Below are 23,104 nucleotides of genomic sequence, written 5' to 3'. Positions count from 1 at the left end.
TCGTCTCATGGCCATGGTTCAACCCCGTTCGATCCGTGCCCGCAAGCTGGGTGCCCATCTCGCCCTGCTGGGCTTCGTCAGCCTGGTGGTGTTCCCGCTGCTGCTGGTGATCTCGATCTCCTTCCGCGAGGGCAACTTCGCCACCGGCAGCCTGATCCCCGAACGCTTCTCGCTGGAGCACTGGGCACTGGCCTTCGGCATCCCCTGGGAGCGTGCCGACGGCAGCGTCGTCCAGCCGCCCTTCCCGGTGATGCTGTGGCTGTGGAACTCGATCAAGGTGGCGGTGGCGTCGTCGCTGATGATCCTCGCGCTCTCCACCACCAGCGCCTATGCCTTCGCGCGCATGCGCTTCTCGGGCAAGGCACCCATCCTCAAGGGCATGCTGATCTTCCAGATGTTCCCCGCGGTGCTCTCGCTGGTGGCGCTCTACGCGCTGTTCGATCGCCTCGGCCAGCTGGTGCCCTGGCTGGGCCTCAACACCCACGGCGCGCTGATCCTCGCCTCGCTGGGCGCGGTGGCACTGCACATCTGGACCATCAAGGGCTACTTCGAGTCCATCGACGGCTCCCTGGAGGAGGCGGCGATGGTCGACGGCGCCAGCACCTGGCAGGCCTTTCGGCACATCCTGCTGCCGCTCTCGGTGCCCATCCTGATGGTGGTGTTCATCCTCGCCTTCATCATGTCGATCATGGAGTACCCCATGGCCTCGGTGCTGCTGCTCGACGAGGACAAGCTGACCCTGGCGGTGGGCGCCCAGCAGTACCTGGCCGAGCACAACCAGCGCTGGGGTGACTTCGCCGCCGCGGCGGTGCTCTCAGGGCTGCCCATTACCCTGGCCTTCCTGCTGTGCCAGCGCTGGATCGCCGGCGGGCTCACTGCCGGCGGCGTGAAGGGCTGAGCCCCCGCCCGGACTTCCTCGTCCCTTCTGGGACTCCCGCTTCCCCGGCATCCGCCGGGGTTTTTTCATGCCGCGGCTGAGGCCATGGCAATCAAGACGCCCCGGACGCAAGGCGCACCGGGGCGGGAGTGGGCAGGGCTGACTGTCGCTCAGTGGGCGATGCCGGGGATCTCTACCCGACGCGGGCAGGCCTGGCCGTCGGGGCCGAACAAGTGGCAGTGGTCGCCGGCCAGGTCCAGGTCGACGATCTGGTGCTCCTCGAGGTGGGCCAGGCCGTCGAGGCGCTGCGTCACGGTGCCCTCGGCACCCTCGACCTGCAGGTGGGCAAGCGTCTCGTAGCCGAGCTTCTCGGCCACCATCAACCGGGCCGTCAGCCGGGCCTCGCCCTGCTCGGGGGCGACGAAGTCCTCGGCGCGAATCCCCAGAGTCGCGGTGTCACCGGCCCTGAGGCCGCTCCCGTCCACCGCCACGGAAAGCGTCTCGCCGGAGGGCAGACGCACGCCGGTGCGTCGCGGCCCCGGGTCGACCACCGTCACCGGCAGGGTATTGATGCGCGGCGAGCCGATGAACTCGGCAACCTCGAGGGAGTTCGGGAAATGGTAGAGCGACAGCGGCGCGCCGACCTGGGCGATGCGCCCGCTCGACAGCAGCACGATGCGGTCGGCGAGCGTCATCGCCTCGACCTGGTCGTGGGTGACGTAGATCATGGTGGCATTGAGCCGCTTGTGCAGCTCGGCGATCTGCACCCGCATCTCGACCCGCAACGAGGCATCGAGGTTGGACAGCGGCTCGTCGAACAGGAACACCGCCGGCTCCTTGACCAGGGTGCGGCCGATCGCCACCCGCTGGCGCTGGCCGCCGGAGAGGTCCTTGGGCTTGCGCTCGAGCAACCTGGTCAGCTGCAGGATCTCGGCGGCGTGGTCGACACGACGCTGGGTTTCGGCCTTGTCGGTGCGCGCGAGCTTGAGGCCGAATCCCATGTTCTCGGCCACCGTCATATGCGGGTAGAGGGCATAGGACTGGAAGACCATGCCGATGTCACGCTCCTGGGGCGGAATCTCGTTGATCCGTTCGCCATCCAGGCACATCTCGCCGCGGGTGATGTCCTCGAGCCCGGCGACCATGCGCAGCAGGGTCGACTTGCCGCAGCCCGAGGGGCCGACGAACACCACGAACTCGCCGTCGTTGATGGTCAGGTCGATGTCCCGCGAGATCTCGACGCCGTCGTAGTCCTTGCCGATGCCGCTCAGTGTCAGATGTCCCATGAGGCTTCCTCCGAATCGGTGGTGCAGCGGGCGATGGCGATGCCATAGGCCGGTAGCCGCAGCGTGCCGTCCTGCCACTGGCCGTTGACCATCGCCGGGGCCTCCTCGAGGGCGCGCGCGGCGCGAGGGGCCGGCAGTTCGCGGGGTTCACCGGCGAAGTTCAGCGCCACCAGCAGGCGCTGGCCGGGGGCGCTCGCCGGATGGCGTCGCTCGAGACACAGCACCTCGTCACGCACCGTATGGTAGGCGATGTCGCCCTTGACCAGCGCCGGCTGGCGGCGACGGAAGGCCAGGAAGGCGCGAGTGGCGTTGAGCAGCGAATCCGGGTCCCGCTCCTGCTGGTCCACGGCCAGCCCCAGGTGCTCGTCGGGCACCGGCAGCCAGGGCTCGGACCTGGAGAAGCCCCCATGGCGGGCGTCGGCCTGCCACGGCATGGGGGTGCGGCAGCCGTCGCGGCCCTTGTAGGCCGGCCAGAAGGTGATGCCGGCGGGGTCGACCAGTTGCTCGAAGCTCAGTTCGGCCTCGGTCAGGCCCAGTTCCTCGCCCTGGTAGAGGCAGACGCTGCCGCGCTGGGTGAGCAGGAAGGCCAGGTAAAGGCGTAACGCCGCTGCGTTGCCTTCGGCGTTCCAGCGGCTGGCCAGGCGGGTGACGTCGTGGTTGCCCAGCGCCCAGCACGGCCAGCCATCGCCGATGCGGGCCTCCATCTCGGCCAGGGTGGCGTGCAGGTAGTGCGGGTCGGCCTGCTCGGTGAGCAGGTTGAAGGAGTAGCACATGTGCAGGCGCTTGCCCCCCTGCGTGTACTCGGCCATCACCCCCAGGGAGTCGTCGTCGCCGACCTCACCGACGCTGGTGGTGCCGGGGTACTCGTCGAGCAGCGCACGCAGCCGCTCGAGGAAGGCCAGATTCTCCGGCTGGGTCTTGTCGTGGATATGTTGCTGGTAGCCATAGGGGTTATCGGGGCGTACACCGATGAACCCCGCGGCGATCTCCTCCCGGGGCGGGTTGTCCTTGAGTGCGCCATGGGTGCAGAAGTTCACCGCATCCAGGCGGAAGCCGTCGACGCCGCGCTCCAGCCAGAAGCGCACCTCGCCGAGGATGGCCTCGACCACCTCGGGGTTGCGGAAGTTGAGGTCCGGCTGCTCGACCAGGAAGTTGTGCAGGTAGTACTGGCAGCGCCGGGTGTCCCACTGCCAGGCGGAGCCGCCGAAGATCGCCTGCCAGTTGGTGGGCGGGGCGCCATCGGGCCGGGGATCGGCCCACACGTACCAGTCGGCCTTGGGGTTGTCGCGGCTTTTACGGCTCTCCTGGAACCAGGCATGCGCATCGGAGGTGTGGGAGAGCACCTGGTCGATGGTGACCTTGAGGCCGCGGGCATGGGCGGCCTCCACCAGGCGGTCGAAGTCCTCGAGCGTGCCGAACATCGGGTCGACGTCGCGATAGTCACTGACGTCATAGCCGAAATCGAGCATCGGCGAGGTGAAGAACGGCGACAGCCAGATGGCGTCGACATTCAGCGAGGCGATGTAGTCGAGCCGGTCGATCACGCCCTGCAGGTCGCCGATGCCGTCGCCGCTCGCGTCCATGAAGCTGCGCGGATAGACCTGGTAGATCACCGCGCCGCGCCACCAGTCGGCGCCCTGTCGGCCGAGGTACTGGGAAGTGTCTGTGGTCATGTGCCGGGTCCTTGTCGTGAATCGCGGTATCGGCAGGCCGATACCGCGGGAAAAGCGTCACGCTCATGGTGGCGGCAGGGCCGGCGGGAGAAATCCTCCCGCGGGCTGGGCGACAGGCGTAGGCGGGGGGAGGAGGCGCCTTCCTACTCCCCCTGGATACGGGCGAGGAGATCGCCGGCCAGGGCGATGGCCTCCTCCCGGCGGCGGATACCCTGCTTCTGATAGAGGCTGCGGATATGCGTCTTGATGGTGGTCGGCGCCACCGACAGCTGTTCGGCGATCTGCTCGTTGGAGAGTCCGGCATGGATCAGCCCCAGGATCTGCCACTCGCGACGGGTCAGGGGTGAGGTGCGGATCAGCTCCGGCACGTCGGGGCGGGCGACGATGTCGGCGATCACCGACTCGTCGAGCATCAGGCGCACGGCACGGCCGAAGTCGCGCTGACGGCCGGCCAGCTCGAGCAACCGCTCGGCGCGACGCCGGGCCAGCTCGTCCATTTCCCGGGTCTCGAGCAGGCGGGTGAGCATATCGGAAAGCGGTCGGCCCAGGCGCAGGAAGCTGCCGGTGAGCGCCGTTCGCGAGGCCAGCCCCATGGCCGCGGCCAGGTGATCCAGTGCCGCCGGCTCATGGCCGTACTGCCACTCCAGGAGTGCCAGGCACAGCCGGTTGCGATTGGCGTCGGTGACCAGGCCGAAACGCGCGGCCTGGGTCTCCAGGGCCTCCAGCAGCCCTCGGGCTTCGTCGGGCCGGCCGAGCAGCATCAGGGCCCGGGCGTGATTGCGTACGTTGGCCTGGGCGAAGTGGTTGCTGGCGGTGTCGGGCTCGGCGGGCGGCGCCTCCTGCAGCCAGCGGGCCACGGCATCGCGGTCGTCGTTGGCCTGCCACCAGGCCAGCAGGGTGGCGTGGGCATTGGCCCGCCAGTCGATGTGATAGTCGCCGTCGGCGAGTATCTTGCGGATGCGGCGGATGTGGTCGGCACACTGCGCCTGGTCGCCGCGGCCCTGGGCGACCAGCGTCTCCGAATGGTGGCACAGCGCCCACAGCATCAGCTGGTCATCACCGATGCGCTTCGCCTCACGTTCCACCTCGTGGATCCGCGCCAGCGACTCCTCGAGTCGGCCCTGGACGAAGCGTGCCTCGCAGAGGATCGCACCGGCCGACACCGGCGTGGCGGCCAGGTAGCGGGCGGGTTGGGTCAGCGCCTGCTCGGCCAGCGGCGCGGCCCGTTCGGCGTCGCCCTGGTTGATCGCCAGCTGGGCGCGCAGGGTGGCGAACTCGGCGGCCAGCTCCTGCCAGGCAGGCTCCTCGAGCTGGGCCTCGATCCAGCCAATGGCCTGGGCGGTGCGGTCGAACTGGAACTGGGCGTGGGACACCCAGCCATGCAGCAGCGTCAGTTGCGGCGAAGCGCACAGGCATGTCTCACCGAGCGTCGCCAGGGCCCGCGCCAGCAGCGCAAAGTGGCCATGGGCGAGCAGTTGGGGGCCCTGGGCCTCCACCAGCGTGATGAGCCCCTCGGGATCATCGGCCTCGATGGCCTGGGCCAGGGCCAGGGCGGGATCGCCCAGCGCCAGCCAGGCCTGGCTGGCACAGCGATGCAGCTGACGCTGGGACGCCAGGCTCAGCGCGTGGCGGCGATAGCGCAGGTAACCGGCAAACAGCGGCTGGAAACGAAACCACTGCTCGTGAGGGTCGCAGCGCTCCAGGAACAGGCCGGCCCCCTCCAGGGCCTCGAGCCGCTGGGAAACTCGCTCTCCCTCCAGCAGGCGCGCCACCAGCGTCGGAGAGAAGCGCTCCAGCACGCCGAGCTGCAACAGCAGCCGGCGGTCGGGTTCGTCGAGACAGGTCTCCAGCAGATCGTCGAACCAGGCGACGAAGTCGGGGTGGCTGCCGCCCAGGCGTTCCAGCAAGCTGTCGAAGCCGGCCCGGGTGGTGGTGCGCTGGATCAGCCAGTCCAGTGCCATCACCCAGCCTTCGGTGCGGCGCAGCGCCTGCTCCAGGCTGACCCGGGTGGGCGGAAAGCTGAGCTGCTCGGTGCACAGCGTCTGGGCCTCCTCGAGGTCGAAGGCCAGTTCATCGTGGCCGACTTCCTCCAGTTCACCACGCAGACGCAGCGCCGGCAGGCCCAGGGCCGGGCGAGTGCGCGAGACCAGGGTCAGGGTCAGCCAGCCCGGCTGGTGGCGCAGCCAGTAGCCAAGCGCCTCGAGGATCTCCGGATGGCGGACATGCTCGAACTCGTCGATCACCAGGCGTCCCGGGAGGGCGCTGTCCGGCAGGGCGGTGAGCCAGGCCTCCACCCCGTCGATCAGGGCGCCGCCCTCGGCCAGCCCCACCTCGAGTCCCAGCTCGCGGCACAGCCGCGCCAGGGCGGCACGGAAATAGCCGGCGAAGCGGTCGGGCGCGTCATCGCGCCCATCCAGGCGCAGCCAGGCAGCAGACTGTTCCAGGGCCGGCAGCCGCTCGGCCAGCAGGGTGCTCTTGCCGTAGCCCGGTGGCGCCTGCACCACCAGCAGCCGAATGCGCTCGTCGAGGATGAAGTGGTCGTTGAGGCGCGGGCGGGCTACCAGGGTGGACGGCAGCGGGGGAGCGGCGAGCTTTTCCTGGATCAGCGGCATGGGAGACTCCCGCAGGGAAGATGATGGGCACGTTACCCAGTATGACTGCCCGGGCGGCAGACGAGAAAAGCCCGCGGCCATCACGCCGCGGGCAAGCATCGAAACAGCAGGCAGGGCCCGGCCGGCGCCGGGCCCTTGCCATCAGAACCAGACTTCGGTCTGCACGCCGAAGGTCCACTGGCTGCCGGTAAAGTCAGGCTGACCAAATGAGTCCGAGATATCGTTACCGTTATCGTCGGTAGCATCGTTCAAGATATAACCATTCAGCTCCTCGTCCCAGTCGCTCCAGGAGGCGAACAGGCGGATCTCCGGCCGCTGCCAGAAGCCGCCCACCTGGGGCTTGAAGGTCGGGGCGATAGTCAGCTTGGTGTAGTCCCCCTCGACGGCAGTGCGACCGTCGAGGCCCTGTGGGTCGAGGTCCATCCACTGGTAGCTGGCCTCGTACTGCATCTCGAAGTTCTGGGTCAGCTCGTTGGCCAGGCGCACGTTGAGGGTCGCCCAGTCGTACTGGTCGCCGTCGACATAGCGGTCCTCGCTGGTCTCGGCGAGGATCGCCGGGGCCACCCGCCACTTGGGGGCCACATAGGTGGTGCCATAGAGGGCCAGACGGGTCGCGGTGGCATCCTCGGTCAGGTCACCGCGCGCACCGATGCCCTTGACCTCGGCCCCCAGGCCCTGACCGTGCAGCACGGCAGCCTTGAAGTTGCCCTCGCCAAGGCCGAAGAAGCTGTCGCCATGGTAGGCCACCATGGTATGGAAACCGGACTCGGCGGCCTCCTGGCCTTCGCCGATATCGCGCTCCTCGTTGTCGGCGGCGGACATGCCGTTGACCATCCACTGCCAGTTGCCGAAGTAGTTGTTGGAGGTCAGGATCAGGTTGTCGGTGTCGCCGCTGTCATCCCCCGGCGACTCGCGTGTCACGGGGAAGTCGCTGAAGCTGCGGCCGTAGAGCGAGAAGTTGGACTTCCAGTTATCGGCCAGCTGCATGTCGTAGATCCCCGCCCCGGTGCCGGAGAGGAAGACGATATCGCTGTCGAGCCAGTGGATATCGAAATTGTCACGGTCGAAGCGCTTGCCGGCCCAGATGGAGGCGTTCTCGAAGGCACCGGTAAAGCTCGGCAGGTCGCTGAACTCGGCATAGACCTGGCGCACGTTGAGGTTGGACTCCGCGGCGGTCCAGTCGTTGCTGGTGGTCGTGCCGTCGGCGATCATCGTCCGATAATGGGCCTTGGCCCCATTATCGAAGCGCATCTTGTAGTTGAAGACGGCCTCGGCGTAGGTGTCCGGCTCGTTGCCCAGGCGTCCGACAGCCCCGCCCAGGGAGCCGGCCGGGGTAACGTAGGGGCCGCCCTCCTCGCTCTTGCCATCCTCGCCGATCAGCAGGCCCGAGCGGGCATAGACGTTGAAGGAGAAGCCCTCCTCGCCGCTGGCCTGGCGCTCGACCCTGGCCAGGCGCTCCTCGACCTCATCCTGTGACAGGCGACCCTCGGCCTGCTGCTCGGCCAGCTTGGCGCGCTGTTCGGCGGCATCGGCCCGCTGCTCGGCGGCGGCGATGCGCGCTTCCAGGTCGGCGAGGCGCTCCTCGAGGGAGTGGGTGTCGGCACCGGCCATCCCGGCGAGGCCCAGGCTGGCGGAAGCGATGGCGATGGCGAGGGGCTTCTTGAGCGTGACAGTGTGCATTGTCGTTCTCGTCCTTTGTTGTTGTCGCGACGGATGGTCATCACGAAGGGTGGGGAGTCCCCCGGGGCCGGAGCGTCACCCCGGCGCGAAATACCTGCCGAAACTTAATCGATTCAGGCCGCGGCCACAAAAAGTATTTTGTAATATTACGACCAATGTCTAAGAATCGGGCAGGAACTCGGTGCCTTTAAGGTAATAAAACTACAAATCAATCCTTGCCATGACATACCCTGCCCCATCGACACCAAGACGAGGACACGCGATGACACCCGGACACTCTCCCCTCTCCCTGATGCTGGGCATGATGCGCCTGCATGAGCGCCCCGAACTGCAGGCGCCCGAGCGGCTGGCCGACTGGCTCGAGGCGCGCCTCGACCAGGGGCTCGACTGGTTCGACCATGCCGACATCTATGGCGGCGACGGCCACAACGAGCGGCTGTTCGGTGAGGCCCTGCGCCGCCGGCCGGGCCTCGCCGCCCGGGTGAGGGTGGTCACCAAGGCCGGCATCCTGATGGCACCCGGCGATACCAAGCACTACGACAGCTCGCCGGTGTGGCTTGCCGGCGCCATCGACCGGGCCCTGAGGCGACTCGGGGTCGAGCGGCTGGACCTCTTCCTGATCCATCGTCCCGACCCGCTGATGGAGGCCGAGGCCACCGCCCGGGTGCTGGACGATGCCGTCCGGGCCGGCAAGGTCGCCGCTCTTGGCGTCTCCAACTTCCTGCCCGAACAGTGGCGCCGCCTGCAGGCGGCACTGTCCCATCCGCTGACCCACCACCAGCTGCAGCTCTCCCTCACCCGGTCGGCGCCACTGTTCGACGGCAACTTCGATGCCCTGCGCCGGGACGGCCTCTCGCCCTTGGCCTGGTCGCCCCTGGATGGCGGCAGCCTGTTCCAGGGTGCCGCCGGCCAGGCCCTGGGACGTCTCGCCGACCGCCATGGTGTCAGTCCCGCCGGCGTTGCCCTGGCCTGGCTGCGCCGCCTGCCGGGTTCGCCAGTGCCGGTGATCGGCACCCTCGACCCGGCACGGATCACGACCCTGCGCGACGAGGCCCAGCTCTCCCTGTCGCGCCGTGACTGGTACACCCTGCTGGAGGCGGCCCGCGGCCACGAGGTCGCCTGACCGCCCGACACGTGCGACCAAAGTCGCGGTTGAACTCCGCCTTAAGCGCCGGCTAACTGTGTCAGCCGCGATCTTAATCGTTTAAGTCGTGAGAGAGCGAACGGCGGCAGCACCTACGAGTGACATGTCGCAATCGGCCCTCACACTATGACAGCGACAACAACTTGACAGCGACAACAACAAGCGACGAGGAAACCAGCATGTTCAAGAAGACCCTGATCTCCGCCATCGCCCTGGCCGGCGCTGCCGCCGGCAGCAGCCAGGCCCAGGCGGCGGACCTGACCATCTCCTGTGGCGCCGTCGGCGCCGAGCTCACCCTGTGCAAGCAGGGCGTCGAGGCGTGGGAGGAGAAGACCGGCCATGAGGTCGATATCGTCTCCACGCCCAACTCCTCCACCGAGCGCCTGTCGCTCTATCAGCAGATTCTTTCCGCGCAGTCCAGCGACATCGACGTGATGCAGATCGACGTGGTGTGGCCGGGTCTGCTGGCCAACCACCTGCTCGACCTCGGCGAGACCCTCGGCGAGGACGCCGCCGAGGGCCACTTCGAGACCATCGTCGCCAACAACACCATCGACGGCCGCCTGGTGGCGATGCCCTGGTTCACCGATGCCGGGGTGCTCTACTACCGCAAAGACCTGCTCGAGAAGCATGGCGTCGAGGCCCCCGAGACCTGGGAAGAGCTGACCGAGATCGCCACCGAAATTCAGGCCGCCGAGCGCGAGGCCGGCAATGACCGGATGTGGGGCTACGTCTTCCAGGGCCGCGCCTACGAGGGCCTGACCTGCAACGCCCTGGAGTGGATCGCCAGCTACGGTGGCGGCACCATCGTCGATGCCGAGGGCGAGATCACCATCGACAACGAACGTGCCGCCGAGGCGCTTGACCTAGCCGCCAGCTGGATCGGCAACATCTCGCCGAAAGGCGCCTTGAACTACACCGAGGAGGAGGCCCGCGGCATCTTCCAGAGCGGCAATGCGGTGTTCATGCGCAACTGGCCCTATGCCTGGTCGCTGGCCCAGAGCGAGGACAGCAACGTGCGCGACAAGGTCGGCGTGGTCAAGCTGCCCAGCGCCGAGGGCAAGGAGAGCGCCGCCACCCTGGGCGGCTGGAACCTCGCCGTGTCCCGCTACACCGAGAACCCCGAGCTCGCCGCCGACCTGGTGGCCTTCCTGACCGGCGAGGCCGAGCAGAAGCGCCGTGCCATCGAGGGCGCCTACAATCCCACCCTGGCCTCCCTCTACGAGGACGAGGAGGTGCTGGCGGCCGTGCCCTTCTTCGGCACCCTCTACGACACCTTCACCAACGCCGTGGCACGCCCCTCCGCCCCCACCGGCGACAACTACGGCCGAGTGAGCAACAGCTTCTTCAACGCCGTGCACCAGGTGCTCTCCGGTGACCAGAGCGGCGCAGAGGCCGTCTCCCAGGTGGATAGCGAACTCTCGCGCATCAAGCGCCGCCGCTGGTAACCCAGGAGGTCCCCATGTCGACTCCCGTAACCGAGCCTACCCCGCAGGCGGTGCGTTCTGCTTCGCGCTCCCCCCAGGCGGGCTATCGCGGCACCAAGGTACGCCGCCAGCGGGTCCGCGCCGCCTGGCTGTTTCTCCTGCCCATGCTGGTGGCACTGGCGCTGGTCGCCGGCTGGCCCCTGCTGCGCACCTTCTACTTCAGCTTCACCGATGCCTCGCTGTCGGATACCGCCGGGGCCACCTTCATCGGTATCGAGAACTACCTGGTCTTCGAGGATGGGGCCTGGTACGGCCTGCTGACCGACCCGGTGTGGTGGACATCGGTGTGGAACACCCTCTACTTCAGCGTCGTCTCGGTGTCGCTGGAGGTGGTGTTCGGCATCATCGTCGCGCTGCTGCTCGACGCCGAGTTCAAGGGCCGCATGCTGGTACGCGCCGCGGTGCTGATCCCCTGGGCCATCCCCACCATCGTCTCGGCCAAGATGTGGGCCTGGATGCTCAATGACCAGTTCGGGATCATCAACCACCTGCTGATGGCGATCGGCATCATCGACTCGCCCATCGCCTGGACCGCCAGCGCCAGCTACTCCATGTGGGCGGTGATCATGGTCGACGTCTGGAAGACCATCCCCTTCGTCGCGCTGCTGGTGCTGGCCGCCTTGCAGATGCTGCCCAAGGACTGCTACGAAGCCGCCGAGGTCGACGGCATCCACCCGGTCAAGGTGTTCTTCCGCGTGACCCTGCCGCTGATCACCCCGGCCCTGCTGGTGGCGGTGATCTTCCGCCTGCTCGATGCCCTGCGGGTGTTCGACGTGATCTACGTGCTGACCTCCAACTCCACCAGCACCATGACCATGTCGATCTACGCCCGCCAACAGCTGGTCGAGTTCCAGGACGTCGGCTACGGCAGCGCCGCCTCGACGATGCTGTTCCTGATCATCGCCCTGGCCGTGGTGATCTACCTCTACCTGGGCCGCCGCCAACTGGGAGTCGACCAATGAACCAGTATCAGCTGATCAAGCTCGCCAAGCGGGTCGGGTTCTATACCCTGATCGCCGTGGTGATGGTCTACGCGATCTTCCCCTTCTACTACGCGGTGATCACCTCGCTGAAGCCCTCCGGCGACCTGTTCCGGGTCGACTTCTGGCTGTCGACGGTGGACTTCGGCAACTACGTGCAGATCTTCACCCAGAAGAGCTTCGTGCGCGCCATCTTCAACTCGATCATCGTCTCGCTCTCCGTGGTCTTCATCGCCCTGCTGCTCGGCATCACCGCCTCCTATGCGCTGGGCCGGGTCCGCTTCCGCGGCCGGACCACGGTGATGCTGGTGATCCTCGGGGTCTCGATGTTCCCCCAGGTGGCAGTGCTCTCGGGGCTCTTCGAGGTGATCCGCGGGCTCGGCCTCTACAACAACCCGGCCGGGCTGATACTGAGCTACACCATCTTCACCCTGCCCTTCACCGTCTGGGTGCTGACCACCTTCATGAAGCAGCTGCCCATGGAGCTGGAAGAGGCGGCGATCATGGATGGCGCCACCCCCTGGGTGACCATCACCAAGGTATTCCTGCCGCTGATGTGGCCGGCCATGGCGACCACCGGCCTGCTGGCCTTCATCGCCGCCTGGAACGAATTCCTCTTCGCCCTGACCTTCACCCTCACCGACGACCAGCGCACCGTGCCGGTGGCGATCGCCCTGATCTCCGGCGGCAGCCAGCACGAGCTGCCCTGGGGACCGATCATGGCCGCCTCGGTGACCGTCACCGTGCCCCTGGTGATCCTGGTGATGATCTTCCAGAAGCGCATCGTCTCGGGGCTCACCGCCGGTGCGGTCAAGGGATGAATCGACTAATGGAACCCAAGATGCAAGACAACCTGACCTGGTGGCGCGGCGGCGTCATCTACCAGATCTACCCGCGCAGCTTCATGGACAGCAACGCTGACGGCATCGGCGACCTGGCGGGCATCACCGAGAAGCTGGACTATGTCGCCGGCCTGAACGTGGACGGCATCTGGCTGTCGCCCTTCTTCACCTCGCCGATGCTCGACTTCGGCTACGACGTCAGCGACTACCGCGACGTCGACCCGATGTTCGGCACCCTGGAGGACTTCAGGGCCCTGCTGGCGAAGGCCCACGCGCTGGGCCTGAAGGTGATGATCGACCAGGTGATCAGCCACTCCTCAGACCAGCACCCCTGGTTCCAGGAGAGCCGCGCCGATCGCACCAACGCCAAGGCCGACTGGTATGTCTGGGCGGACCCAAAACCCGACGGCACGCCACCCAACAACTGGCTGTCGATCTTCGGCGGGCCGGCCTGGACCTTCGATTCGCGCCGCCGCCAGTACTACCTGCACAACTTCCTGACCAGCCAGCCGGATCTCAACTTCCATAACCCGGACGTCCGACAGGCACAGCTGGACAACATGCGCTTCTGGCTGGAGCTCGGCGTCGACGGCTTCCGCCTGGACACCGTCAACTTCTACTTTCACGACGCCGCACTCACCGACAACCCCCCGGTGCCGGCGGGCAGTCCCAAGACCCTGGGCGCGCCGGATGCCAATCCCTATACCTGGCAGCGCCATGTCCACGACATCAGCCGCCCGGAGAACCTGGACTTCCTGCGCGAGCTGCGCGCCCTGATGGACGAGTTCCCCGGCACCACCACGGTGGGCGAGATCGGCGACGACAACCCGCTCGAGCGCATGGCGGAGTACACCGCCGGCGGCGACAAGCTGCACATGGCCTACACCTTCGACCTGCTCAATGCGCCCCACTCGCCGGCCTATATCCGCGAGGTGATCGAACGCTTCCAGCACCTGGCCGGCGACGCCTGGCCCTGCTGGGCGACCTCCAACCACGACGTGGAGCGTAGCGCCTCCCGCTGGGGCGCCGACGAAGACCCCGTGGCCTACCCCAAGGTGATGCTGGCCATGCTCTTCTCGCTGCGCGGCAGCGTCTGCCTCTACCAGTGCGAGGAGCTCGGCCTGCCCGAGGCCGAGGTGCCCTTCGAGCGCATCCAGGACCCCTACGGCAAGGTGCTGTGGCCGGAGTTCAAGGGCCGCGATGGCTGCCGAACGCCGATGCCCTGGCGCCAGGCCCCGCAGGGCGGCTTCTCGCCCGTGGAGCCCTGGCTGCCGGTGGAGGAGCGCCACCTGCCGCTGGCCGTCGAAAACCAGCAGGCCGACCCCGGCTCGCCCCTCGCCGCCACCCGCACGCTGCTGGCCTTCCGCGCCGCGCATCCGGTGCTGGTCGACGGCGACCTCACCCTGGTCGACGTCGGCGAGGAGTTGCTCGGCTTCGTGCGCGAAAGCGCCCAGGAGCGCCTGCTGTGCCTCTTCAACCTCGGCGGCAGGACCCTGAGCACGATGCTGCCCCAGCCCGGCATCCCGCTTCAGGGGCACGGCTTCGTCTCGGCACTCGATGGCGACACCCTGACCCTGCCGCCCTATCAGGCGGCCTTCCTGGCCCTCGACCACTGACAACACACAACAAGGGCCGGCCCCGAGGCCGGCTAGGAGTCGCAAGATGGCAAGCGTGACCCTGGAAAAGCTCAACAAGACGTTCGGCAGCACCCATATCATCAAGGATGTCGACCTCAAGGTCGGCAACGGTGAGTTCGTGGTCTTCGTCGGCCCCTCGGGCTGCGGCAAATCGACCCTACTGCGCCTGATCGCCGGGCTGGAGTCGATCAGCGACGGCGAGCTCAGGATCGCCGACGACGTGGTCAACGACCTGCCGCCCCGCGAGCGCGGCGTGGGCATGGTGTTCCAGTCCTACGCCCTCTACCCGCACATGACGGTCTACGAGAACATGGCCTTCGGCCTCAAGCTGGCCAAGATGGCCAACGAGACCGTCGATGAGCGCGTGATGGCCACGGCTCGTATCCTGCAGCTCGAGGAGCTCCTGCATCGCAAGCCCAAGGAGCTCTCTGGCGGCCAGCGCCAGCGGGTGGCCATGGGCCGCGCCATGGCCCGGGAGCCGCGCATCCTGCTGTTCGACGAGCCGCTCTCCAACCTCGACGCCTCGCTGCGCGTGCAGATGCGCAACGAGATCGCCCGCCTGCACCACCGCCTGGGCTCCACCATGATCTACGTCACCCACGACCAGGTGGAAGCGATGACCCTGGCCGACAAGATCGTGGTGCTGCGCGACGGCCGCATCGAGCAGGTCGGCAGCCCCCAGACCCTCTATCAGCAGCCAGCCACCCGATTCGTCGCCGGCTTCATCGGCTCGCCGACCATGAACTTCATGCCGGCGAAACTCCTCTCCGGTGCGGTGGACGGATGCCGAGTGCAGGCCCCGGGCCTGGACGATCTGGCCCTGCCCCAGGACGCCAGCGGCGAAAGCACCGGTGCCGACCTGACCCTGGGCGTGCGTCCCGAGCACCTGCGCCTGGCCGAGGCCCAGGGCGAGAACGCCTTCGAGATCGTCAACGTCGAGTACCTGGGCAACGAGGTCTATGTCTATCTCGAACCCAAGGCCGGCGACACCCTGCTGATCCACCGCAGCGAGGCGCCGAGCCGCTGGGAGCTCGGCCAGCGGGTGGCGCTGGTGCCCGACCTGGAGCACGTGCACCTCTTCGATGCTCGCGACCGGGCCCTGGACATCGCCACGCGGCGCCAGGCGGCCTGAGCACACCTACCCGATCCACAGCCAGCTGTATGACCGACGGGAGCCCCGGCTTCCGTCGCCAGGAGACCCCGATGGCGTTTACTCAACCCTCGCACGACGAGCAGCAAGACTGGTGGCGTGGCGCGGTGATCTACCAGGTCTACCCGCGCAGCTTCCTGGACACCGACGGCGACGGCATCGGCGACCTGAAGGGCGTGATCGACCGGCTCGACTACATCGCCTCGCTGAATGTCGACGCCATTTGGCTGTCGCCGTTCTTCACCTCGCCGATGAAGGACTTCGGCTACGACGTCAGCGACTATCGGGACGTCGACCCGATGTTCGGCACCCTGGCGGACTTCGACCGCCTGGTGGAGGCCGCCCATGCCCGGGGCCTCAGGGTCACCATCGACCAGGTGCTCTCCCACACCTCCGACCAGCACCCCTGGTTCCAGGAGAGCCGGTCGAGCCGCGACAACCCCAAGGCCGACTGGTACGTGTGGGCCGATCCCCGGCCCGACGGCGCCCCGCCCACCAACTGGCAGGCGATCTTCGGCGGCAGTGCCTGGCAGTGGGACACCCGCCGCTGCCAGTACTACCTGCACAACTTCCTGGTCGAGCAGCCGGACCTCAACTTCCGCAACCCCGCGGTGGTGGAGGCGATCCTCGGCGAGGTGCGCTTCTGGCTGGAGCGCGGCGTCGACGGCTTCCGCCTGGATGCGGTGAACTTCTGCACCCACGGTGAGCTCAGGGACAACCCGCCCCGCTTGGAGATCGCCGAGGGCTTCATCGGGGTGCGCCCCGACAACCCCTACGGCTACCAGCTCCATCTTTACGACAAGACCCAGCCGGAGAACCTGGCTTTCCTCGAGCGGCTGCGGGCGCTGCTCGACGAGTACCCCGGCACCACCAGCGTCGGCGAGGTCGGCGACGACGACTCGCTGGGGGTGATGGCCGAGTACACCCAGGGCGGTAACCGCCTGCACATGTGCTACTCCTTCAACCTCCTGACCGACAATGCCGACCCTCGGCACCTGCTCGCACCGCTGGAGGAGATGGAGGCGCGCATCGGCGACGGTTGGCCCTGCTGGGCGCTGGGCAACCACGATGTCACCCGGCTGGCCACTCGCTGGGGCGCCGAGGGCGATGCCACCAGGCTGCGCCTCTACCTGGCCTTCCTGCTCACCCAGCGCGGCAGCGTCTGCCTCTACCAGGGGGAGGAGTTGGGCCTGACCGAGGCAGAGCTCACCTTCGATCAGCTGGTCGACCCCGCCGGCATCACCTTCTGGCCCTCCTACAAGGGACGCGATGGCTGTCGCACGCCCATGCCCTGGCAGGCCGATGCCCCCCACGGGGGCTTCTCCACGGGAACGCCCTGGCTGCCGGTGCCGGATGCGCACCTGGACCTGGCCGTGGACCGGCAGGCGCGGGAGCCGGACTCGCTGCTCAACGCCATTCGCGCCTTCCTGGCCTTCCGCCGTCGGCAGCCGGCGCTGGTCAAGGGCGAGATCCGCTATCACCCGCTGCGCGATGACGTCATCTGTCTCGAGCGTCGCCATCGGGGCGAGTGCCTGCTGGTGGCGCTGAACTTCGCCGGCGAGCCTCGCGAGTTCGCGGCTCCCCGCGAGGCCCACGCCCTCGACGACGCACCGTCGATGGTCAACGGCAGCTGGCAGGGCGGCACGCTGCGGCTGCCGGCCTACGGCATCGCCATCGCCCGCTGTCCGGATTGCGACCCGGGACAAGCGATCTGGCACCCCTGAGCCCGTGCCTCGGGTCTGCACGACAGGTGGAAACCCCACCGTCCCCTTAACAACCACAACAGCAGCGACAACCTCAGGAGTCCACTCCCATGAACCTCAACAATCCCAAGCTATACCACCGCGCCCTGATCGGTTCCCTACTCCTGGGCGGTTCGGCACTGGCCGCCCAGAACACCCTGGCGGCGGAGATCGCCATCGCCTGCGGCCCCGGCGACGCCTCCGACTATTGTCCGATCGCCGCCCAGGCGTGGGCCGAAAAGACCGGCAATACCGTGCAGGTCGTCTCCACCCCCAACAGCGCCACCGAGAAACTGTCGCTCTACCAGCAGCTGTTGGGTAGCCAGTCCAGCGACATCGACGTGATGCTGATCGATATCGTCTGGCCGGGCATGCTCGACGACCACCTGGTGGACCTCGCCGAGCACCTGCCGGAGGATGCCACCGACGGCTTCTTCCCGGCGCTGGTCGACAACAACACCGTCGAGGGCCGCCTGGTGGCCATGCCCTGGTTCACCGACGCCGGCCTGCTCTACTACCGCAAGGACCTGCTGGAGAAGTACGGCCATGAGGTGCCGGAGACCTGGCAGCAGCTGACCGAGACCGCCACCGAGATCCAGGCCGCCGAGCGCGAGGCCGGCAACGACGACTTCTGGGGCTTCAGCTTCCAGGGCCGCGCCTACGAGGGGCTGACCTGCAACGCCCTGGAGTGGGTGGCGAGCCACGGTGGCGGCACCATCGTCGACGATCAGGGTGAGGTCACCATCGACAATCCCCGCGCCGCCGCCGCCCTCGACCTGGCCGCCTCCTGGGTCGGCACCATCTCGCCAGAAGGCGCGCTGAACCACACCGAGGAGGAGACCCGCGGGATCTTCCAGTCCGGCAACGCGCTGTTCCTGCGCAACTGGCCCTATGTGTGGGCACTGGCCAACGGCGAGGGCAGCGAGGTGGCAGGCAAGATCGGCATGGCGCCGCTGCCCCATGGCCCCGAGGGCGAGTCCAAGGCCACCCTGGGCGGCTGGAACCTCGCCGTGTCGCGCTACTCCGAGCATCCCGAGCTGGCCGCCGACCTGGTCGCCTTCATCACCTCCCGGGAGCAGCAGAAGGCCCATGCCATCCAGATGGGCATGAACCCCACCATCGAGGCGCTCTACCAGGACGAGGAGGTGCTGGCCAGCAACCCTTCCATGAGCGAGCTCTACGAGACCCTGACCAACGGCGTGCCGCGTCCCGCCACGGTGACCGGCGACAGCTATGCGCGGGTCTCCAACGCCTTCTTCAACCGCACCCACCAGGTGCTCTCCGGCGATCTCGACGGCGCCAGCGCCGTCCAGCAGCTGGGCCGCGAACTCGAGCGCCTCGGCCGTCGCGGCTGGTAAGGCCATGTGTATCGCCCGGCCAGAGACACTCCGGCCGGGCCGACTCTTGCACCCACCGACAGGATCCCCAAGATGACGCTTTCTCAATTGCGCCAGGACACCCAGCACGACTGGTGGCGGGGAGCGACGATCTACCAGATCTACCCGCGCAGCTTCATGGATGCCAATGGTGACGGTATCGGCGATCTCGCCGGTATTACTGGAAAACTCGAGCACGTGGCAAGCCTCGGCGTCGACGCCATCTGGCTGTCGCCGTTCTTTACCTCGCCAATGAAGGACTTCGGCTACGACGTCGCCGACTACCGCGGCGTCGACCCCATGTTCGGCACCCTCGACGACTTTCGCGCGCTGGTCGATCGCGCCCACGCACTGGGCCTGCGGGTGATCATCGACCAGGTGCTGTCGCACAGCTCCGACCGGCATGCCTGGTTCCAGGAAAGCCGCCAGGACCGCACCAATCCCAAGGCCGACTGGTACGTCTGGGCCGACCCCAAGCCCGACGGCACGCCGCCCAACAACTGGATGGCAGCCTTCAGTGGTCGCGCCTGGACCTTCGATGCCCGGCGCCGCCAGTACTACCTGCACAACTTCCTGCCCAGCCAGCCGGACCTCAACTTCCACCACCCCGACGTGCGCAAGGCGCAGCTCGACAACCTGCGCTTCTGGCTGGAGCTCGGCGTCGACGGCTTCCGCTTCGACGTGGTCAACTACTACTTCCACGACCCGGCCCTCACCGACAACCCGCCGATGCCCCGCGAGTGGGTCCATCCGGGCAATCCCCAGAGCTACCAGCTCCAGCGCCACAACATCGAGCAGCCCGAGAACCTGGCCTTCCTCGAGCGTATCCGCACGCTGCTCGACGAGTACCCGGGGGCCACCACCGTGGGCGAGATCGCCGGCAACGACCAGCTGCCGACCATGGCCGCCTACACCCAGGGCGACAAGCGCCTGCACATGGCCTACACCTTCGACCTGCTGGACTCGACCGGCGACGCCGCCGAGCTCCATGGCGTGCTGGCGCGCTTCGGCGAGCTGGGCGACGACACCTGGCCCTGCTGGGCGCTCTCTAATCACGACGTCGAGCGCAGCGCCACCAGCTGGGGCGAGGAGCGCGCGTTACTGGCACTGACGGTGCTCTGCTCGCTGCGCGGCAGCCTGTGCCTCTACCAGGGCGAGGAGTTTGGCCTGCCCGAGGCCGAGCTGGCCTATGCGGACCTGCAGGATCCCTTCGGCATCAACCTGTGGCCGGAGGTGAAGGGACGCGACGGCTGCCGCACGCCGATGGTCTGGGAGGATGCGCCGAACGGCGGCTTCTGCCCCGAGGACGTCGCGCCCTGGCTGCCGGTGTTCGAACGACACCTGCCGCTGGCGGTGACACGCCAGGAGGCCGACTCCGACAGCCTGCTGGCCCGGGTTCGCCAGCTGCTCGCGCTGCGCGGCGCCAGCGAGGTGCTGCGCCAGGGTGAACAGCAATTGATCGCCCCCGAGGCGCTGCCCGAGGGCGTCTTCGGCGTGCTGCGTCATGACGGCGAACGGCGCCTGCTGTGCCTGGCGCATCTCGGCCAGGCGACGAGTGAACGGGGGAAGCTCGGCCTCGATGCCTTGATCGCCGGCGCCGAGGGTTGGTCCAGTCTGGCCCTGCCGGGCATGGCGACGCCGCAGCTGGAAGGCCGACAGCTGATCATGGAACCCGGCCAGGCGGCCTGGTTGAGCATTGTCTGACAGCCTGGTGACTCGGCGGTATCGACCGGCCGCCCGGGGCTCGCCGCGGGTGGCTACCCTGACCCTGCCGGGCCATGCTAGGCTGCTAACTAAATCGTTCCAGTCCACCCTGACCGCCATGGAGTCAGCCGCCAAGTGCCTCTCCCCCGTCGCATGACCCTCAAGGACCTGGCCCGCGAGCTCGGCGTCTCCACCGCCACCGTCTCCAACGCCTTCAACCGGCCCGACCAGCTCTCGCCGAAGCTGCGCGCGCACATCCTCACCGAGGCCCGGCACCTGGGCTACAGCGGCCCCGACGCCCGGGCCCGCAGCCTGCGCACGGGCCGTTCGCGGATCATCGCCGTGATCCTCGCCGAGAGCCTGACCTACAGCCTCAACGATGCGGTCTCCAGCGAGCTGCTCTCGGGCATCGCCGAGGTGCTCGACACCCGCGGCCACACCCTGCTGCTGCTCTCGGGGCGCCAGAACGCAGCCAGCGTGCCCGGCGCCTCGAGCATCGCCGACGGCTTCATCGTCTATGGCCTGATGCCGAGCCTCAAGCTGTTCTCCGACCTCCCTCCCGAGCGCCCCCTGGTGGCGGTGGACTTCGATATCGAGGACCACGCCACGGTGCACGTCGACAACGAGCCGGCGTGCTACGCCATCGCCCGCCATGCCCTGAGGACGCCGACGCGACGCCCTGCGGTGATCAACCTGCGACTGACCGAGCAGCCGTGCAACGGCCGCATCGACGACGACCAGGCGCTGCTCTCGGCCGAGCGCACCATCACCCGGGCGCGCCTCGCCGGCTTCCAGCGGGCCTTCGCCGAGGCCGGCATCGACCCGGCCGAGGTGCCGATGTGGAACATCGAGGAGAACACCTTCGAGGTCTGCACCCCGGTGATCGAGGAGATCCTCGACTTGCCGGAGGCCGAGCGGCCCGACCTGCTGCTGTGCATGTCCGACCGCATCGCCCTGACCGTGGTGACGCTCGCCGAGCAGCGCGGCCTGCGTATCCCCGAGGACCTGCGGCTGACCGGCTTCGACGGCATCGCCGAGGGGCAGTATCGTGCTCCCCGACTGACCACCATCCGCCAGGACAGCACCGAGAAGGGCCGCATCGCCGCGCGCATGATCCTCGGGATGGAACCTGCCGAGTCCAGGGTCATGACCACCGAAATGATGATTGGCGACACCTGCCCCTGACGCCAGTCGGCTCATCCGGCCGCCTGCTTCACTTGCTGATCCGGGTCGCCCCCTCCCCTCGCCGCACTAGTGAACAGAAGGCGAGTCCAGGAAACCTGACGGCACGGCGCCTGGTGGATCAGGCCCCGTTGAGGGTGGCGATCAGCCGTCGAGAGCCGCCGTGGTCCCGATGCTCCCCCAGCCAGAGCCCCTGCCAGGTGCCGAGTACCGGGCGGCCGTCGCGCACCGCCAGGGTCAGCTGGGTGCCGAGCAGGCTAGCGCCTCTCGACACCAAGGCAAAAGAGCGTCGCTGCCGCCAGGTACCGACTCAGCGCGTGAAGCTGGATGCCGTCTGCCCCTGGCGGGACGGCGTGGACGCTACGGCAACGTCCACGCACGCTGCATGCAGACAAGGTCTAGGATGCACGACGTTGCCGCCGGACCTGTCGCATCCGGCACATTCGTGCCCGAATTGCCCGCCGTGGTATCGAAGATGGTCAGAAGCTCGGTGTCACCCTCATGAATGAGGCGGGTTGATGGCATGGCGGGGTTGTTGGAGGTATGGGGAGGGCTAGGAAAGATCGGGTAGATCAGGGGAGATGGAGAGACGGGGTCATAATGATGTGCATATGACGTCAATTTGACGCATGCTGAGCACTGTCATACAGTCCGCTGGCGATATGCCGAATCGGACGAGGAGGTAGCAATGGATATCATCGAGCAGGATAGCGACAACGCCGGTACCCGCATGCTGGCTGATATCGGCCTGCCCCGAGAGGTGTACACCAACCAAGTGGCCTTTATCAGGGCCGTCAGGGAAGGTCTGTCGGGCCGTATGCTGCAAAAGGCGGTGAATATCCTGAAGGGTGACAGGGATGTCTTTGTGAGGCTGCTGGAGACCGACTCGGGCAATCTGCATCGGCTGTACAAAAAGAAGGCCCTGGGGCGCGCTCAGACTGAGGAAATCCTCGATACGCTAAAGATCTACGTCGAGGCCGCTAGAGTGTTCGGCGACCAGGAGATCGCTAAAGAGTGGCTGCACAGCGAGGTGCGAGCGCTTGGCGGATCCCGGCCCGTGGATCTGTTCGATACATTCGCCGGGCGAGACATGGTGCGAGATGTGCTCGGAAAGATCGAGTCCGGCGAGTTCAGCTGAATGAAGCTATACCGAATCACGAAAGAACGTTACCTACATGACCTGTCCGGTCAGGGTGGCAGCTACCGCGACGGCGGACGCTGGAATCGCGCCGGGCATCCCGTGCTGTACTTCGGTCTGTCAGCATCGGTCGTCATGCTGGAAATGGGGAATTACATCTTGAATCCCCGGCAGGTGCCAAAAGACATGGTACTCGGGATCTACGAGGTCGACACCAAGGCAATCGAAACCGGAGAACTGTCGGACCTGCCCGAGGGCTGGGATCAGTTCCCCCACCCTTCATGCACACAACACCTGGGTTCCGATTTCCTCGCCGCGAACAAGAATCTCATCTTCCAAGTGCCCAGCTGCGCCGCTGGCGGCCTTGATGAAATGGCCGTGGTGAATCCGCTGCATCCTGAAGCTCGAAATATCCGGCTGGTCGAAACCGTCACTCAGATCTACAACCCTCGATTGTTCGAAGGAATGAAGTAACAACTGACTGTCTAGGAGCCTGTCGGACTTAACGCTGATCTACTGCGAGAACCGGTCTTTCGGCCAACTTCATTCGATCTGATTCGTTAAATAGCGGGCTATTCGCCTCATCAGATCGAT

Annotated in this window: 17 protein-coding genes and 2 pseudogenes; 14 read left to right on the top strand and 5 right to left on the bottom strand. The window is 67.2% G+C overall.

Annotation, left to right across the window (positions count from 1 at the left end):
* Positions 1-7: 7 nt before the first annotated feature.
* Positions 8-898, top strand: a complete 891-nt coding sequence (gene malG / locus OP498_RS13400; RefSeq protein WP_280547955.1) for a maltose ABC transporter permease MalG — start codon at positions 8-10, stop codon at positions 896-898.
* 149 nt (positions 899-1,047) lie between these two features.
* On the opposite strand, the gene ugpC (OP498_RS13395) is transcribed toward malG, so the two are convergent.
* The 4 genes from ugpC (OP498_RS13395) to OP498_RS13380 form a co-directional block, all read right to left on the bottom strand.
* Positions 1,048-2,163: a sn-glycerol-3-phosphate ABC transporter ATP-binding protein UgpC gene (gene ugpC, locus OP498_RS13395; protein ID WP_280547956.1), complete on the bottom strand. Its 1,116-nt coding sequence runs from the start codon at positions 2,161-2,163 to the stop codon at positions 1,048-1,050.
* Positions 2,151-3,836 (bottom strand): alpha-amylase family glycosyl hydrolase, encoded by a 1,686-nt coding sequence (locus tag OP498_RS13390; protein ID WP_280547957.1) that lies wholly within the window; start codon positions 3,834-3,836, stop codon positions 2,151-2,153. Before OP498_RS13390 ends, ugpC (OP498_RS13395) begins: the two co-directional genes overlap by 13 nt.
* A gap of 143 nt (positions 3,837-3,979) precedes the next feature.
* Positions 3,980-6,448 carry a LuxR C-terminal-related transcriptional regulator gene (locus OP498_RS13385; protein WP_280553854.1) on the bottom strand — a complete coding sequence of 823 codons (2,469 nt, stop codon included), beginning with the start codon at positions 6,446-6,448 and terminating at the stop codon, positions 3,980-3,982.
* Positions 6,449-6,589: 141 nt separating this feature from the next.
* Positions 6,590-8,128 (bottom strand): carbohydrate porin, encoded by a 1,539-nt coding sequence (locus OP498_RS13380; RefSeq protein WP_280553852.1) that lies wholly within the window; start codon positions 8,126-8,128, stop codon positions 6,590-6,592.
* A 262-nt stretch (positions 8,129-8,390) separates the two neighbouring features.
* Between OP498_RS13380 and OP498_RS13375 the strand changes: the two genes are divergently transcribed.
* The 10 genes from OP498_RS13375 (at position 8,391) to OP498_RS13330 (ending at position 21,375) form a co-directional block, all read left to right on the top strand.
* Complete coding sequence (locus OP498_RS13375; protein ID WP_280553851.1) at positions 8,391-9,251, top strand: aldo/keto reductase; 861 nt, start codon at positions 8,391-8,393, stop codon at positions 9,249-9,251.
* Positions 9,252-9,451: 200 nt separating this feature from the next.
* Positions 9,452-10,720 (top strand): ABC transporter substrate-binding protein, encoded by a 1,269-nt coding sequence (locus OP498_RS13370; protein ID WP_280547961.1) that lies wholly within the window; start codon positions 9,452-9,454, stop codon positions 10,718-10,720.
* 14 nt (positions 10,721-10,734) lie between these two features.
* Positions 10,735-11,721, top strand: a complete 987-nt coding sequence (locus OP498_RS13365) for a sugar ABC transporter permease (protein WP_280547962.1) — start codon at positions 10,735-10,737, stop codon at positions 11,719-11,721.
* Positions 11,718-12,560: a carbohydrate ABC transporter permease gene (locus OP498_RS13360; RefSeq protein ID WP_280547963.1), complete on the top strand. Its 843-nt coding sequence runs from the start codon at positions 11,718-11,720 to the stop codon at positions 12,558-12,560. Before OP498_RS13365 ends, OP498_RS13360 begins: the two co-directional genes overlap by 4 nt.
* A 20-nt stretch (positions 12,561-12,580) precedes the next feature.
* On the top strand, positions 12,581-14,197 hold the full coding sequence (locus OP498_RS13355) for an alpha glucosidase (RefSeq protein ID WP_280553850.1): 1,617 nt from the start codon (positions 12,581-12,583) through the stop codon (positions 14,195-14,197).
* Between the two features lie 46 nt (positions 14,198-14,243).
* Positions 14,244-15,350, top strand: a complete 1,107-nt coding sequence (gene ugpC, locus OP498_RS13350) for a sn-glycerol-3-phosphate ABC transporter ATP-binding protein UgpC (RefSeq protein ID WP_280553849.1) — start codon at positions 14,244-14,246, stop codon at positions 15,348-15,350.
* A 71-nt stretch (positions 15,351-15,421) separates the two neighbouring features.
* Complete coding sequence (locus OP498_RS13345; protein ID WP_133636536.1) at positions 15,422-17,092, top strand: alpha-amylase family glycosyl hydrolase; 1,671 nt, start codon at positions 15,422-15,424, stop codon at positions 17,090-17,092.
* An 89-nt stretch (positions 17,093-17,181) separates the two neighbouring features.
* Positions 17,182-18,468, top strand: coding sequence for an ABC transporter substrate-binding protein (locus tag OP498_RS13340; RefSeq protein ID WP_280553847.1), 1,287 nt, complete (start codon positions 17,182-17,184; stop codon positions 18,466-18,468).
* Between the two features lie 72 nt (positions 18,469-18,540).
* Entirely contained in the window at positions 18,541-20,190 is a 1,650-nt protein-coding gene (locus tag OP498_RS13335) for an alpha-amylase family glycosyl hydrolase (RefSeq protein WP_280553846.1), read from the top strand.
* 135 nt (positions 20,191-20,325) lie between these two features.
* Positions 20,326-21,375, top strand: coding sequence for a LacI family DNA-binding transcriptional regulator (locus OP498_RS13330; RefSeq protein ID WP_280553844.1), 1,050 nt, complete (start codon positions 20,326-20,328; stop codon positions 21,373-21,375).
* Between the two features lie 118 nt (positions 21,376-21,493).
* On the opposite strand, the pseudogene OP498_RS13325 reads toward OP498_RS13330, so the two are convergent.
* Positions 21,494-21,634 (bottom strand): annotated as a pseudogene (locus OP498_RS13325) (YjbQ family protein); the annotation flags it as partial.
* Between the two features lie 101 nt (positions 21,635-21,735).
* On the opposite strand from OP498_RS13325, the pseudogene OP498_RS13320 reads away from it, so the two are divergent.
* From OP498_RS13320 to OP498_RS13310, 3 genes and pseudogenes are all read left to right on the top strand, one after another.
* Positions 21,736-21,864: pseudogene (locus tag OP498_RS13320) on the top strand (IS5/IS1182 family transposase); the annotation flags it as partial.
* Between the two features lie 196 nt (positions 21,865-22,060).
* Positions 22,061-22,510: an antitoxin Xre/MbcA/ParS toxin-binding domain-containing protein gene (locus OP498_RS13315; RefSeq protein WP_280547967.1), complete on the top strand. Its 450-nt coding sequence runs from the start codon at positions 22,061-22,063 to the stop codon at positions 22,508-22,510.
* Positions 22,511-22,984: an RES family NAD+ phosphorylase gene (locus OP498_RS13310; protein WP_280547968.1), complete on the top strand. Its 474-nt coding sequence runs from the start codon at positions 22,511-22,513 to the stop codon at positions 22,982-22,984.
* Positions 22,985-23,104: the final 120 nt, after the last annotated feature.

The organism is Halomonas sp. 25-S5, assembly GCF_029889845.1.
Taxonomy (GTDB): Bacteria; Pseudomonadota; Gammaproteobacteria; order Pseudomonadales; family Halomonadaceae; genus Halomonas.
The sequence above is the reverse complement of the archived record's forward strand: the minus strand, read 5'-3'. Positions and strand labels throughout refer to the sequence as shown.

Coding starts and splice junctions, on each gene's coding strand:
- malG (WP_280547955.1), top strand. CDS start 8: ATGGCCATGGTTCAACCCCGTTCGATCCGTGCCCGCAAGCTGGGTGCC.
- ugpC (WP_280547956.1), bottom strand. CDS start 2,163: ATGGGACATCTGACACTGAGCGGCATCGGCAAGGACTACGACGGCGTC.
- OP498_RS13390 (WP_280547957.1), bottom strand. CDS start 3,836: ATGACCACAGACACTTCCCAGTACCTCGGCCGACAGGGCGCCGACTGG.
- OP498_RS13385 (WP_280553854.1), bottom strand. CDS start 6,448: ATGCCGCTGATCCAGGAAAAGCTCGCCGCTCCCCCGCTGCCGTCCACC.
- OP498_RS13380 (WP_280553852.1), bottom strand. CDS start 8,128: ATGCACACTGTCACGCTCAAGAAGCCCCTCGCCATCGCCATCGCTTCC.
- OP498_RS13375 (WP_280553851.1), top strand. CDS start 8,391: ATGACACCCGGACACTCTCCCCTCTCCCTGATGCTGGGCATGATGCGC.
- OP498_RS13370 (WP_280547961.1), top strand. CDS start 9,452: ATGTTCAAGAAGACCCTGATCTCCGCCATCGCCCTGGCCGGCGCTGCC.
- OP498_RS13365 (WP_280547962.1), top strand. CDS start 10,735: ATGTCGACTCCCGTAACCGAGCCTACCCCGCAGGCGGTGCGTTCTGCT.
- OP498_RS13360 (WP_280547963.1), top strand. CDS start 11,718: ATGAACCAGTATCAGCTGATCAAGCTCGCCAAGCGGGTCGGGTTCTAT.
- OP498_RS13355 (WP_280553850.1), top strand. CDS start 12,581: ATGCAAGACAACCTGACCTGGTGGCGCGGCGGCGTCATCTACCAGATC.
- ugpC (WP_280553849.1), top strand. CDS start 14,244: ATGGCAAGCGTGACCCTGGAAAAGCTCAACAAGACGTTCGGCAGCACC.
- OP498_RS13345 (WP_133636536.1), top strand. CDS start 15,422: ATGGCGTTTACTCAACCCTCGCACGACGAGCAGCAAGACTGGTGGCGT.
- OP498_RS13340 (WP_280553847.1), top strand. CDS start 17,182: ATGAACCTCAACAATCCCAAGCTATACCACCGCGCCCTGATCGGTTCC.
- OP498_RS13335 (WP_280553846.1), top strand. CDS start 18,541: ATGACGCTTTCTCAATTGCGCCAGGACACCCAGCACGACTGGTGGCGG.
- OP498_RS13315 (WP_280547967.1), top strand. CDS start 22,061: ATGGATATCATCGAGCAGGATAGCGACAACGCCGGTACCCGCATGCTG.
- OP498_RS13310 (WP_280547968.1), top strand. CDS start 22,511: ATGAAGCTATACCGAATCACGAAAGAACGTTACCTACATGACCTGTCC.